This window comes from Aromatoleum bremense (genome assembly GCF_017894365.1).
Classification (GTDB): domain Bacteria; phylum Pseudomonadota; class Gammaproteobacteria; order Burkholderiales; family Rhodocyclaceae; genus Aromatoleum; species Aromatoleum bremense.
Window position 1 is genome coordinate 4,239,609 of sequence record NZ_CP059467.1, and the last position, 13,184, is coordinate 4,252,792.

The 13,184-nt window shown below is 66.5% G+C and carries 8 protein-coding genes; 1 reads left to right on the forward strand and 7 read right to left on the reverse strand.

What is annotated here, in order from left to right; translation table 11 throughout:
* Positions 1-18 precede the first annotated feature (18 nt).
* The 6 genes from pbN1_RS20025 to pbN1_RS20050 all read right to left on the reverse strand — a co-directional run bounded on the left by pbN1_RS20025 (position 19) and on the right by pbN1_RS20050 (position 10,185).
* Positions 19-1,590 (reverse strand): protein adenylyltransferase SelO, encoded by a 1,572-nt coding sequence (locus pbN1_RS20025; protein WP_169202078.1) that lies wholly within the window; start codon positions 1,588-1,590, stop codon positions 19-21.
* A gap of 71 nt (positions 1,591-1,661) precedes the next feature.
* Complete coding sequence (gene ligD / locus pbN1_RS20030; protein ID WP_169202077.1) at positions 1,662-4,355, reverse strand: DNA ligase D; 2,694 nt, start codon at positions 4,353-4,355, stop codon at positions 1,662-1,664.
* Positions 4,352-5,401, reverse strand: coding sequence for a non-homologous end joining protein Ku (gene ku / locus pbN1_RS20035; RefSeq protein ID WP_169202076.1), 1,050 nt, complete (start codon positions 5,399-5,401; stop codon positions 4,352-4,354). Before ku ends, ligD begins: the two co-directional genes overlap by 4 nt.
* A gap of 200 nt (positions 5,402-5,601) precedes the next feature.
* Positions 5,602-7,032, reverse strand: coding sequence for an ABC transporter permease (locus pbN1_RS20040; RefSeq protein ID WP_169202075.1), 1,431 nt, complete (start codon positions 7,030-7,032; stop codon positions 5,602-5,604).
* 4 nt (positions 7,033-7,036) lie between these two features.
* Positions 7,037-8,014, reverse strand: coding sequence for an ABC transporter permease (locus pbN1_RS20045; RefSeq protein ID WP_169202074.1), 978 nt, complete (start codon positions 8,012-8,014; stop codon positions 7,037-7,039).
* Positions 8,014-10,185, reverse strand: coding sequence for an ABC transporter substrate-binding protein (locus tag pbN1_RS20050; protein ID WP_169202073.1), 2,172 nt, complete (start codon positions 10,183-10,185; stop codon positions 8,014-8,016). The genes pbN1_RS20045 and pbN1_RS20050 overlap by 1 nt, the downstream gene beginning before the upstream one ends.
* Positions 10,186-10,338: 153 nt before the next feature.
* Here pbN1_RS20050 and fabI point away from each other — a divergent pair, with 153 nt between their 5' ends.
* Complete coding sequence (gene fabI, locus pbN1_RS20055) at positions 10,339-11,130, forward strand: enoyl-ACP reductase FabI (RefSeq protein ID WP_169202072.1); 792 nt, start codon at positions 10,339-10,341, stop codon at positions 11,128-11,130.
* 78 nt (positions 11,131-11,208) lie between these two features.
* Here fabI and pbN1_RS20060 read toward each other — a convergent pair whose 3' ends face one another.
* Positions 11,209-13,110, reverse strand: coding sequence for a SurA N-terminal domain-containing protein (locus pbN1_RS20060; protein ID WP_169202071.1), 1,902 nt, complete (start codon positions 13,108-13,110; stop codon positions 11,209-11,211).
* Positions 13,111-13,184: the final 74 nt, after the last annotated feature.

The window sequence follows — 13,184 nt, forward strand, 5'->3', positions numbered from 1 at the left end:
GGAACCGGGCCCGCACCATCATGAGCTACACGACAGCATCGAACAGCCGGCGCGGTTGCGCGCCCAGTCCGGACGCCTGGCGGCGAAGCGCTCGCGCCCCGGCTGCTCATCGTACGGGTGGCGCATGACGTCGAGCAGCTCGGAAATCAACGCATAGTTCCCCTGTTCGGCTGCATCGATGGCTTCCTGCGCAAGGTAATTTCGCAGTACAAAACGCGGATTGGCCGCGTTCATCCGTGCGCGGCGCTGATCGGCAGGCGTTCGGTCGTGCTTCGCCCGCCTCGCGTACGCAGCGAGCCAGCTGTTCATTTCAGCTTCGGCGGCGGCGGCTTTCTCGGCCGAATAGAACGCCTCCCGCACCGGATCGATCGATGGCGCCTCGAGGTCGAGCGACGCGAGGCCGCGGAAGAACATCGTCATGTCGACCTCGGCCCGCGTCAGCAGGCCGTGCAGCGTATCGACGAGCGCCACATCCTCGTCGCCGAGCGCCTCGAAGCCGAGCTTCGCGGCCAGCATGCGGCGGTTTTCTTCGTCGAAGACCTGCGCGTAGAGGTCCAGTCCGTTGTGCAGCGGTTCGACGGCGCCGAACACGGGATACAGCGCATTCGCCAGCTGGAGCAGGTTCCAGTGCGCGATGTGCGGCTGGTTGCCGAAACGGTAGCGCCGACCGCCGGCATCGGTCGTGTTCGGTGTCCAGCCCGGATCGAAATTGTCGATCCAGCCGTACGGGCCGTAATCGATCGTCACGCCGAGGATCGACATGTTGTCGGTGTTCATCACGCCGTGCACGAAACCGACGCGCATCCACTGGACGATCATTCGCGCCGTGCGTTCGCACACCGTGCGGAACCACTCGGCACGACGCGCCGCCGGTTCGCCGGCGAGCTCGGGAAAGTCGCGCGCGATCGTGAAATCGACGAGGCGCGTCAGCAGCGCCTCGTCGCCGCGCGACGTGAAGATCTCGAAATTGCCGAAGCGGATGAAGGACGGCGCGACGCGGCACACGACCGCTCCCGGCTCAGCTTTCGGCCGGCCGTCATAGAACATGTCCCGGACGACTTTTTCGCCGGTGCCGACGAGGCACAGCGCGCGCGTCGTCGGCACGCCCAGGTGGTGCATCGCTTCGCTGCAGAGGAATTCGCGGATCGACGAGCGCAGCACCGCGCGGCCGTCGGCGTGGCGCGAATACGGCGTGGGGCCGGCACCCTTGAGCTGCAGCTCCCAGCGCCCGGTGTGTCCGTCGCCCCGCGTAGTGACCGTTTCACCGAGCGTGATCGCGCGGCCGTCGCCAAGCTGGCCCGCCCAGTTGCCGAACTGGTGGCCGCCATAACAGGCGGCATACGGCTCCATTCCGGGCATCAGCGCGTTGCCGGCAAAGACCGCGGCGAATTCGGGCGAGCGCACGTCCGACTCGTCGAACCCCAGCAGCGCCGCGACTTCGGGCGACCATGCGATCAGATGCGGCGCGCTGACCGGCGTCGGCATCACGCGCGAGTAGCAGGCGCCGTGGACCTGGCGCACGCCCGGCGACGGGTTCGGATCACCGGGCAGTTCGTGGACGAAACGGTTGTCGAAGACGAGATTTTTCATGTAGCTGGCGGGTTCCGCGGGTGGTTTCAATCAGAGTCGCGTTGCTCCGCTTGGTTCGGTGTCTTGCGCGGCTACGGCGGCGTCTCGCCGAGCGCCTCCCACATCTTGTGGGTCAACATGAAGCGTTGCTTCGCATAATCGCGCCATGGATCCTCGCGCAGCCGTGCGAGCCGGTCCGCAACGGTGAGGATCGTGAACGCGCCGGGCTTCAGTTCCGGCCCGAGCTCGTCCCACGCGAGCGGGGTCGATACCGGAGCGCCGGGACGCGCCCGGGCAGCATACGCGCAGATCGCGGACGCGCCCGCCTCGTTGCGCAGGTAATCGACGAAGATCCGTCCGGCCCGGCGGTTCTTCGCCATGTTCGCGGTGAAGCGATCCGGCAGGATGCGTGCGAGGTGAGTCGCGACCGCTTTCGCAAAGCGCTTGACGTCGCCCCATTGGGGGCCACGGCGCAAGGGCACGACGACGTGCAGGCCCTTTCCGCCGGTCGTCTTCAGGAAACTCGCGAGCCCGAGCTCCCCGAGCAGCCCGCGCACCAGCTGCGCCGCTTCGGCGACCCGCTCCCACGCCAGCTCCGGCCCTGGGTCGAGGTCGATCGTGATCCGGTCCGGCCGGTCCGCGCGCGGCATCGTCGAGCCCCAGGTATGGAATTCGACGACGCCGCGCTGGACCATGCCGATCACCCCTTCGAGATCCGTCACGTACAGATAGCTGCGGCGGTCTTTCGCAGACGCTTCCCAGATGAAGCTTTCGACCCCACCCGGCCGCTCCTGCCCCATATGCCGCTGGAAAAAACACTCCGCCTCGCTGCCATCCGGGCAGCGCAGCAGGCTCAGCGGGCGGCTGACTACGTGCGGCAGCAGCCATGGCGCGATGTCCTCGTAGTAATGGGCGAGATCGGCTTTCGTCAGACCCGCATCCGGCCACACGACGCGCTCCGGGTGCGTGATGACGATGCCGGTAACGCGCACTTCACCCGACTCCGAAGACGCCCTCGGCTTCGCCGGCCCGCTGCGCTCCATGGACGGTTTTTTCTTCTGCCGTCGCGGCGACTTCGCCCGCGACGGCGGTTGTTCCGCTTGCGCTGCCACCTCCGGACTTAACGGGATCTCGTCTTGCACCGTATTGGCCGGCTTGTCCTCACGCAATCCGGCGAATGCCGCCTGGCGCAGCAGGTTGTCGCGCGTCCAGCCAGCGTATTCGACCTCGGCGACAAGCGTCGGACGCACCCAGTGCTGGCCCGCGCCACGCGGCTTGCGCGCGAACGGCGAGTCCTTGCGCGCGAGCGCGGCAAGCTGGCGGGCGAGCCGGTCGAGCGTTGCCCGATCGAAGCCCGTGCCGACCTTGCCGGCATAATTCAGGGCGCCGGCGTCGTCGTACAGCCCGACGAGCAGCGCGCCGAAGCCCTCCCGGGCGCCCCCCGGATCGGTGTAGCCGCCGATGACGAACTCCTGCCGCGGCCGGCATTTCAGCTTGATCCAGCTGCGACTGCGGCCCGACACGTAGCGGGCGTCGCCGCGCTTGCCGATCAGCCCTTCCAGACCAAGGCGACAGGCCTGCTCGAGCGCGGCACCGACATCGCCGGCGAAATGCTCGCTGTACACGATCGCCCCGCCCTCGCCACTGGCGAGCGCAGCGGCGAGCCGGCGCTTGCGCTCGGCGAGCGGCAGGGGCGCCAGCTCGTCTCCGGACAGCCACGGTGCGTCGAACACGTAATAGACGATGCGGCCGGACGAACCCTGTTCGAACACGTTCTGCAGTGCCTGGAAGTCCGGCAAACCATTGTCGCCATTGACGACGATCTCGCCGTCGAGCCAGCTGTCGTCGAGCTTCAGCGCAGCCAGCGCCTTGGCAAGCTGCGGCATGCGGTGCGTCCAGTCCTGGCCGGTGCGCGTGTAGAGCGTAACGGTTCCCGCCTGGAGACGCGCCATCACGCGATAGCCGTCGTACTTGATCTCGTAGACCCAGCCTTCCCCCGACGGCGGCTCGTCCACGAGGGTTGCGAGCTGTGGTGTGACGAAAGCGGGCAGCGCGGCGTCGCGGCGTTTTGCCGTTTTTCCTTCGGCTGCGGGTGCGCCTGCCCGGGGAGCTTTGCGCGTTCGTCGACTTTCGGCGGAGGTAGAGGCGGCTTTCGTTGTCCCCGCTTCGCGCCGCCCGGCCCGTTCGTCCACGTGCTTCACGCTGCCGGGCCGGGTCAGGGTGATCTCCGCCTCGTCGCCGACACGGGCCTCGTCGTCGTCCTCCTTGATCAGCAGCCAGTTGTGATGGCTTTCGCTGTCCTCTTCTCCCGCCCGCGCACGCATCCTCACGAGCGTCCAGCCCCCGTTCAGCTTCTCGCCGTCGAGATGGAACTTCAGCTTTCCGCGGGCAAGGTCCGCACCGACGTCGGGCGAGTCGGTCGACCAGTGCCCGCGATCCCACAGGACGACATCGCCTGCGCCGTACTGTTTGGCTGGAATCACGCCTTCGAAGTCGCCGTAGTCGAGCGGATGGTCCTCGGTCTCGACGGCGAGCCGACGCTCGGATGGGTTGAGGCTCGGACCTTTCGGCACCGCCCAGCTCTTGAGCACGCCGTCGAGTTCGAGACGGAAATCGTAATGCAGGCGGCGCGCAGCGTGACGCTGGACCGTGAACGTCGGCCCGCCTCCGGCCTTGACCGCAACCGTATCGCCGCCCGGCTCCGGCGTCGTGCCGAAGTCCCGCATCGCGCGGTAGCGCGCGAGCGGATCACCTGCGCGGTCCTTGTCGGATTCGCTTCGCTTCATGCGCGCCGACGCCGGGTTTCAGCCGCCGGCCGACCTCCACCGTCCTTGCCCGGCTCGCCGGCGGGATTGCGGGACGTAGGCTTCCCGGCGCCAGTGCTCCGTCCGGGAGGCACCGGTTTCGTCGCCGACGCCCCGCTCCCGGCGGACTTGCGCGCAGCAGTGCGCGACGGTCGCGGCGCAGAATCCTCGTCGGCGCCCGCCCCCTCCTCTTCATTTTCGCTGCGCGCCTTGCCAGCGGCGCGCCTGGGGGAGCGTCCTTCGAGGCTGCGCTTGAGCAGCGCCATCAGGTCGACGACCTCCGCCCCGGCCTCGGCCGGCTCCTTCGCCCGCGTTTCCGCGAGGACGTGCGTGCGCCCGGATTCGATCTTGGCCTCGATGCGTGCCATCAGGTCATCGCGGTGGGTGTCGCGGTACTGTTCGGGCGCCCAGTCCTCGACCATGTCTTCAACTAGGCGCTCGGCCATCTCGAGCTCCCGTGCGGTCACGCCGAGCTTCTTCAGGCTCTCGTCCGGCAGTTTCAGTTCGTCCATCGAGCGGATCTCGTCGGCGAAGCGCAGCGTGTTCATCAGCAGCACCGCGCCGACCGGGATCACTGCCGCCAGATGCTGGCGGCTGCGGATCACGACCAGCGCAAGCGCGACTCGGCGGGTCGCACGCATGGTCTCGCGCAACAGCGCATACCCTTTCTCGCCACGGCGCCCGGGCTCGAGGTAGTACGGCGTGTCGAAGTAGTAAGGCGGGATGTCGTCCTGCGACACAAAGCCGACGATCTCGACTGTCTGCGTCGCTTCGACGTTCGCCTCGCGGAAGTCCTCGTCGGTGACGACGACGTACTGGCCGTCCTCGTACTGGTAGCCCTTGACGATGTCCGACGGCGACACCGGCTCACCGGTACGCTTGTTGATGCGCTGGTAGCCGACCGGGGCGAAATCGCGGCGGTCGAGCAGGTCGAGGTCGAGCCGGTTTGCCGTGCTCGCGGGGTAAAGAGCGACCGGGACATGAACCAGACCGAAGGCGATGGCGCCTTTCCAGACCACCCTGGGCATGATTGCTCTCCTGCATGCGGCGAGCGCGTGCGGCCGTAGGCCGGATTGCACGCGCCGGGATCGGGAATACAACGGAGCAATCGACGTTCCCCGGAAGCCTGGATCACCGCGGCGTTGGCGAGAAGAACGGGGCGGCGCTGCGAACTTCAGCCGCGCTGCGAACCTCAGCCGCGCTGCGAACCTCAGCCGCGCTGCGAACCTCAGCCGCGACGCGGATCGAACGCGTCGCGCACGACGTCGGCGAACAGGTTCGCCGACAGCACGAGCACGAACATGAACGCGAACGCCGCGAGCAGCGACCACCACACCATCGGCTCGCGGGCGAGCTCGGCGCGCGCCATGTTGATCATCGTGCCGAAGCTGATCGTGCCCGGGTCGACGCCGATGCCGACGTAGGACAGCACCGCCTCGGCGAGCACCAGCCCGGAGAAATCCATCACGAGCGCGATCATCACGATGTGCATGACGTTCGGCATGATGTGGCGGCGCAGGATCGCCGCCGTGCCGACGCCGAACGCGCGCGCGGCATGCACGTAGTCGAGCTCGCGCAGCTTCAGCGTCTCGCCGCGCAGCAGCCGGCACAGCCCGGTCCAGCTGGTGATGCCGAGGATCAGGCACAGCGCCAGCAGCCGCGCATCGGCGCGCTCGGCGGCGGTCGCGAACCACTGCGGGTTGGTGTCGATGACGACCTGCATCATCAGCACCGCCGCAGCGATCAGCAGCACGCCGGGGATCGCGTTGAGCACCGTGTAGAGGTACTGGATGACGTCGTCGACCCAGCCACCGAGGTAACCCGCCATGATGCCGAGCGCGACCGCGAACGGCAGCATAACCAGCGTCGTCAGCGTGCCGATGATCAGCGCCGTGCGCACGCTCTTCAGCGACAGGTAGAGCACGTCCTGACCGACCTTGTCGGTGCCGAACACGTGGTAGTGCGAGCCGAGCGCGACTGCCGCGCCGGCCACGAGCAGGATCGCACCGAGCGTGACGAGCGCGGCCCGCCATGCGAGCACGGTTTCGCCACGCACGAGCGCGGAAGTGGCTTCCGTCCAGCCTCGATCGCGACGGCGCGCGAGAGAGGCCGTCACCGCGATCACCGCGATCAGCCACAGGCCGAACGCGGCAGCGGCGCCGTTGCCGAGACGTGTGGCGATGTCCTGCGGGCGCTCGCTTTCGGGATCGTCCAGATGCGCCGCGCCGTATTTCAAACGGGGATGAATGCGCGTCTGTCCGCCATCCGGCAGCTCGACGGTTTCGCGTGCGTACAGTTCGCCGGCGAAGGGCGCCGAGTAGGTTTTTTCGAGGCGGGTGCGCAACGGTGCAAGCAGCGCATCGAGCGCGCTCAGGACTTCGGACGAATACGCGACGGCCTGGGAATCCGCCGCGGCGTCATCGTCATCGACGGTGGACGCCGGCAGCGACGCGCGGTAATGCAGGCTGTCGGCGAGCCCGATCGCGAGGAACGCCAGCAGGATCGTCGCCGTGGCCATCCCCGTCGCGCGGCTGCCGACCTTGCGCCACGCGGCGCGCAGGGGCTCGCTGCGCCGCACGTACACGATCGTCACGAGTCCCAGCGCAAGCAGCACGAAAAACAGCGCATCGGTCCACAACAGCACGAAACGAAAATCCATGCGCCTACTCCAGCCTTACGCGCGGATCGACGAGCGTGTAGGAAATGTCGGTCAGTAGCAGGCCGACGATGTACAGCACCGAACCGATGAACACCATCGCGCGCACGACGGCGAAGTCCTGCGCGTTGATCGCGTCGATCGTGTAGCTGCCCAGGCCTGGAATGCCGAAGAACGACTCGACGATCAGGCTCCCCATGAACAGCAACGGAATGACGACGACGACGCCGGTGAGGATCGGGATCATCGCGTTCTTCAGCACGTGGCGGAACAGCACCGCCAGTTCCGACAGGCCTTTGGCGCGGGCGGTGCGCACGTAGTCCTTCGAGATTTCCTCGAGGAAGATCGTGCGATACCAGCGTGCGTTCGCGCCGACACCGGCGACGATACTGATCAGAACCGGCAGCACGAGGAAGCGCGCCGCATCGAGCCCCGGCGCGTAGCCCGAGATCGGCACCAGCGCCCACACTTTCGACACCAGCCACTGCCCGCCGATGATATAGAACAGGCTCGATATCGACATCATCGCGACGCACAGCACGACGCCCCAGAAGTCGAGATAGCTCGCGCGGAAGAACACCAGCATCAGCGCGAACGACACCGAGACGAACAGCCCGAGGACGAAGGTCGGCAGCGCGATCGCGAGCGACGGGCGCATGCGGTCGCGGATCTCCTGCGCGATGTCGCGGCCGTCGTCGGCGCGGCCGAAGTCGAACGCGAACATGCGCAGCGACTCGTCGAAGAAGATCGTGTCGGTCAGCTTCTCGCGGCCACTCGCCTGCGTGTTGACGAACAGTGGCCGGTCGTAGCCGCGCTCGGCCTTCCAGCGTTCGATCGCCTCCGGCGTCACGCGCTTGACGCCCAGATGCATGCGCGCCATGTCGTCGGGCGAATTGACGACGAAGAACAGCGCAAAGGTGATAAGGTTCACGCCGATCAGGATCGGCAGCGCGTACAGCAGGCGGCGGACGATATACGCGAACATCAGGCGACGCCTCCGACGCCGGTCGCGCGTTCGCGCCGGCGGTAATGCAGGAATGCGGGCGCCACGATGACGACGAACAGCAGCGCGACGAGCCCGAGCGGCCACACGACGGGCTGGTTCCACTGCGCGCGCAGCGCCTGCCGGCGTTCGAGGTCGACGCGCTGATACTTCAGCGTGTTGCGGATCATGCTGCCCGGCTTGCGGTTCTTGACCCAGCCGTGCTGCAGCGAATAGGCCTTCGGGTGAAAGCCGAAGATCCACGGCGCGTCGTGCTGCAGGATCGCGACCATGCGGTCGATGATCTTCTGGCGCTCGGGTCCGTCGGGCATCCCCTTCATCTGCTCGAACAGTCTGTCGTACTCGCCGTTCTGGTAGTTCGCCGCGTTCTGCCCCGACTCCCTGACCTTGGCTTGCGGGCCGTGCAGCAGGAACAGCATGTTCTCCGGGTCGGGATAGTCGGCGTTCCAGCCGAAGAAGAAGAGCTGCGCATTGCCTTCGCGGATCTTGTCCTGGAAGCGGTTGTAGTCGGTCGGGCGGACGACGAACTGCACGCCGAGTTCACGGAACTGCTTCGCGAGCCAGTCCGAGCGCGCCTTGTCGCCGAGCCCGCCCGGCGTCGTGTCGAGGTTGATGATCAGCGGTTCGCCGGTCTTCGCGTCGCGCCCGTCCGGATAGCCGGCCTCGGCGAGCAGCCGCCGCGCGACGTCCTTGCTGCGGCGCACGGCCTTGCCGTCGCGCCATTCATAGACGACCGGGTTGATGCCCGCCTCGCCGTCGCGCGCGCCGAAAATGCCCGGCGGGATCGGATGCATCGCCGGCACGCCGCGGCCGTTGAGGAAGATCGACACGAACTCCTCCATGTCGAGCGCGATCGAGATCGCCTGGCGCAGCTTGCGCGCGCGCTCGCGCCCCGCCGCCGTGTCGCCGCCGCCGACGACCGGATCGAGCATGTTGAAGCCGAGGTAGAACACCGACGGCGACACCGAGGTCAGCAGCTCGATGCCGCGCTCGACCATATCGTCCGACAGCACCACTTCCCCCTGGCTGCTCATGTTGACGGCCTGGTCGAAGTTCTCCGACGACACGCCGGAGGCGTCGTAATAGCCCTGCAGAAACTTGTTCCAGTACGGGATTCCTTCGCGTTCGCGCGAAAACACGACCTTGTCGAGGAACGGCATCGGCTTGCCGCAATCGGCCAGCAGTCCCGCGTCGCGGTCTGCCGGATCACCCTCGCACGGGTAGGGATCGCCGCGGTAGTTCGGATTCCTGACCAGCACCATGCGCGCGTTCGGGTTGTTCTCGGCGAGCATGAACGGACCGGTGCCGATCGGCCACCAGTCGAGCGTCAGGTTGCGCTCGGCCATGCCCGGCTGACCGAAAAAGCGGTCCGCCTCGGGCGGCACGGGCGCGAAGAATGGCATCGACAACCAGTACAGGAACTGTGGGTAGGCGCCTTTCAGCGTGATGCGATAAGTGTGGCGATCGACGACTTCGACGCCCGGCAGCGCGTGCGCGGTAAGGTCGATCCAGCCCGGGTTGCGCTGTGCCTCGTCGGCAAGGCGCTTTTGCAGCACCTTCAGGCCGGGGATGTACTCGGCCATCAGCTCGAAGATCGGCGAATGCAGGCGCGGATGGGCGAGGCGCTTGATCTGGTGGACAAAGTCGCCCGCTTCGAGCTCGCGCGTGCCGGTTTCGGGAAAATCCCCGAGGTCGCGCACGCCTTCCAGCTCATCCGGGTCGAGCTCGAGGTAGCGCGGACTGCCGTCGTCGGCTTTGGCGAAAGCCGGGTGAGGCTGATAGAGAATGCCGGGCGCGATGCGGATCTCGTACTCGCTGCGGTCGACGCGCCCGGCTGGCGCATCGGCGGGAAGCTCGCGGCCGCGCGCATCGTAGCGGCGCACGACGGGCAGCTGCGCAGCGCTTCCGGGGATCAGCGTGTAGGGCCGCTCGAGGTAATGGTATTGCAGCGGCGGTTCGTAGATCTGGTACAGGAACGCCGCCTCGTCCTCGCTGTACGACTGCACCGGGTCGAGGTGTTTCGGGCGATCGGTGAACGCGGTGTACATGACGTTCTGGTCGCGCTCGGCGACCGGATAGGGGTCGTTCCACACCTGCCCGCACGCGGCGAGCAGGACGCATGACAGCAGCAGTAGGCAGGCGCGCGAAAACATGCGCCGATTCTACCTGCTGCGGCAGCCGCGCCGCGCATATCGCCCGCGACGCGGTTTCGGCGCCAGGGCCCCCGCCTGGGGGTTGTCGAAACGCACGTCGAACGGCGGACCCAGCTATAATCGGCGCCTCAACAAGACGGAGCATTATCAAAAATGGGCTTTCTCGCCGGAAAACGGATTCTGATCACCGGACTGCTCAGCAATCGCTCGATTTCCTACGGCATTGCAAAAGCGATGCACCGTGAAGGCGCCGAACTCGCTTTCACGTACCAGAACGAACGCTTCCAGGAGCGTGTGGCGAAAATGGCCACCGAATTCGGTTCCGACCTGATTTTTGCATGCGATGTGCAGGACGATGCCGAAGTCGCAGACCTGTTTGAACAGCTCGGGCAAAAATGGGACGGCCTGGACGGCCTCGTGCACTCGATCGCGTTCGCACCGAGCGATGCGCTCGAAGGCGATTTCCTCGACGGATTTTCGCGCGAGGCGTTCCGCATTTCGCAGGAAGTCAGCACGTGCAGCTTCCCGCTGCTCGCGAAAGCGGCCCGCCCGATGATGAAAGGCCGCAAGGGCGCGCTGCTGACGATGTCCTACCTCGGTGCGGTGCGCACCATGCCCAATTACAACATCATGGGCCTGGCGAAAGCGAGCCTCGAAGCCTCGGTGCGCTACCTCGCGGTCTGCCTCGGCCCTGAAGGAACGCGGGTCAACGCCATCTCCGCAGGCCCGATCAAGACGCTCGCCGCGTCGGGCATCGGCAACTTCAGCAAGCTGTTGTCGTTCAACGAGCACAACGCCCCGCTGCGCCGCAACGTGACGATCGAGGAAGTCGGCAACGCTGCCGCTTTCCTGTGTTCTGACCTCGCCAGCGGCATGACCGGCGAGATCATGTACGTGGACGGCGGCTTCAACACGACCGCGCTGGGCAACTCCGAACAGAACTGATCGCGGCTTCGCGCAGCGAAAAAAGCCCGGCCAGATCGCGCCGGGTTTTTTTTCGGCCCCGAAGGGGCCCTCCTGCCGTTACGGCTGCTGTGCCGTCCGCAGCGCCGCTTCGTTGATTTCGACCTCGTACCGCTCCCGCAGCGACGCGAGGAAAGCGTTGAAATCGCGCTCCGCGATCAGCCGCTGGTACTGCTGCGACACGGCCTGCAGGCGAGGATCGTCCTTTGCCAGTTCGGGCCGCGTCACACTCTCGATGCGGAATACCGAATACCCGCCCTCCGGCATCGCCACCCCCGCGTACGCCGGCAGCTTGCTCTCCGCGGCACCGAACACCGCATCGATCGCCGCCGGAGCGAGTTCCGGACCTCCCCTGCGCACGACGCGCGCCTCGCTCCACGCCCCGCTCGCCTGTTCACCCTTCGCGAGCGCCGCCAGCGCTGCTTCACCGCGGACGACGGCGAGTTTGCTCGCCTCTTCGGCACGCAGCTGTTTCTCGGTCGGAGCCTTGACCTCTTCGAACGGCAGACGCTGCGCCGCTTCGAAATCGCGCATCCGCGCTGACACGAGGGTGCCGCGCGACACCTCCACCGCCTCGACGTTGCGGCCGTTCTTCACCGCTTCGTCCGAAAACAGCGCGCTGAGGAGCTTTTCGTTCTTGAAGCCGCCGATCGATCCTTCATCGCGGGAGATCCAGTCCGTCTGGCGAATCTCGAGGCCCAGCGCCTCGGCGGCCGGCTGGAGGCTGTCCGCCTGCTCATAGACGAGGTTGGCGAACTGCTCGGCCTGCTCGGCGAAGCGACGGCTCGCCGCCTGTCGCTTCAGCTCCTCGGCAATCTCGTCGCGAACTTCTTCGAACGGACGGGCCTTCGCGGGCTTGACGTCGACGACCTGGATGATGTGAAAACCGAAATCCGACCGGACCACATCGCTGATCAGGCCTTTTCCGAGGCTGAACACCGCGTCCTCGAACGGCTTGACCATCGCCCCGCGGCCGAAGAACCCCAGTTCGCCGCCGCGCGCCGCCGACCCCGGATCCTGCGACTCGGCCTTCGCTAGTTCCGCGAAGCGCTCCGGATTCGCACGCACCTCGGCGAGCAGCGCCGCCGCCTTTTCACCTGCTTTTGCGACCTCTTCGGCCGGCGCATCGGCTGCCGCCGCGACCAGGATATGGCGTGCGTTGCGCTCTTCCGGCTGGCCGAAGCGCGCAGTATTTGCCTCGTAGAACTTGCGGATCTCGTCGTCGGACACCGAAACCTGCTTCAGCAGCGCGTTTTCGTCGAACACCAGAAATTCCGCGCGCAACCGGGCCGGGCGCTCGAAGCGCTCCGGGTTCGCATCGTAGTATTTCTTCGCCGCATCGTCCGGGAGCTCGACCTGGGCAAGGAGTGCGTCAGGTGAGAATTTCAATTCGCTGACCTTGCGTTCTTCGAGCTGTGCCTCGAGGAAACGTTGCACGGACGCCTGGGCCGTGAAAGCGGATTGACCGACCGCCAGCGCAACCTGCTGGATGCGCAGATCCTGCCCGAGGCGCGCCTCGAACATCGCCGGCGTCATCCCCTGCGCCCGCACCGCGGCCTCGTAACGCTCGAGCGAAAAACGTCCGTCCTCCTGGAACGCCGGCACCGTCGCGATGACCTGCTGCAGTTGCTGCTGCGTCACGATGATGCCGCTGTCCGCGGCGTGCATTGCCAGCAGGCGTTGGTTGACGAGGTTCTCCACCACCGAGCGGCGCATTGCTTCCGATTCGAGCATCGCCCTATCGACCTGCCCGCCCATCGACTGACGCAGCCGGTCCTGCTGATCACGCAACGCCTGGTCGAATTCATTCATCGATATTTTCGACCCGCCCACCGTCGCCACCTCGTTCCCGCCGGGCCCGTCGGTGAAGTATGAATCGAGCCCGAAGAAAGCGAACGGGACGATCAGCAGCGCCAGGATGATCTGGGCGATGCGCTTGTTATTGCGGACGGCATCAAACATCGTGTTTTTCCGTGGAAACCAGGGGAAGGGCGTTCGGCCTGCGCCGAAAACGCAAAGGCGGCATTATCGCATCG

Coding starts and splice junctions, on each gene's coding strand:
- pbN1_RS20025 (WP_169202078.1), bottom strand. CDS start 1,590: ATGAAAAATCTCGTCTTCGACAACCGTTTCGTCCACGAACTGCCCGGT.
- ligD (WP_169202077.1), bottom strand. CDS start 4,355: ATGAAGCGAAGCGAATCCGACAAGGACCGCGCAGGTGATCCGCTCGCG.
- ku (WP_169202076.1), bottom strand. CDS start 5,401: ATGCCCAGGGTGGTCTGGAAAGGCGCCATCGCCTTCGGTCTGGTTCAT.
- pbN1_RS20040 (WP_169202075.1), bottom strand. CDS start 7,032: ATGGATTTTCGTTTCGTGCTGTTGTGGACCGATGCGCTGTTTTTCGTG.
- pbN1_RS20045 (WP_169202074.1), bottom strand. CDS start 8,014: ATGTTCGCGTATATCGTCCGCCGCCTGCTGTACGCGCTGCCGATCCTG.
- pbN1_RS20050 (WP_169202073.1), bottom strand. CDS start 10,185: ATGTTTTCGCGCGCCTGCCTACTGCTGCTGTCATGCGTCCTGCTCGCC.
- fabI (WP_169202072.1), top strand. CDS start 10,339: ATGGGCTTTCTCGCCGGAAAACGGATTCTGATCACCGGACTGCTCAGC.
- pbN1_RS20060 (WP_169202071.1), bottom strand. CDS start 13,110: ATGTTTGATGCCGTCCGCAATAACAAGCGCATCGCCCAGATCATCCTG.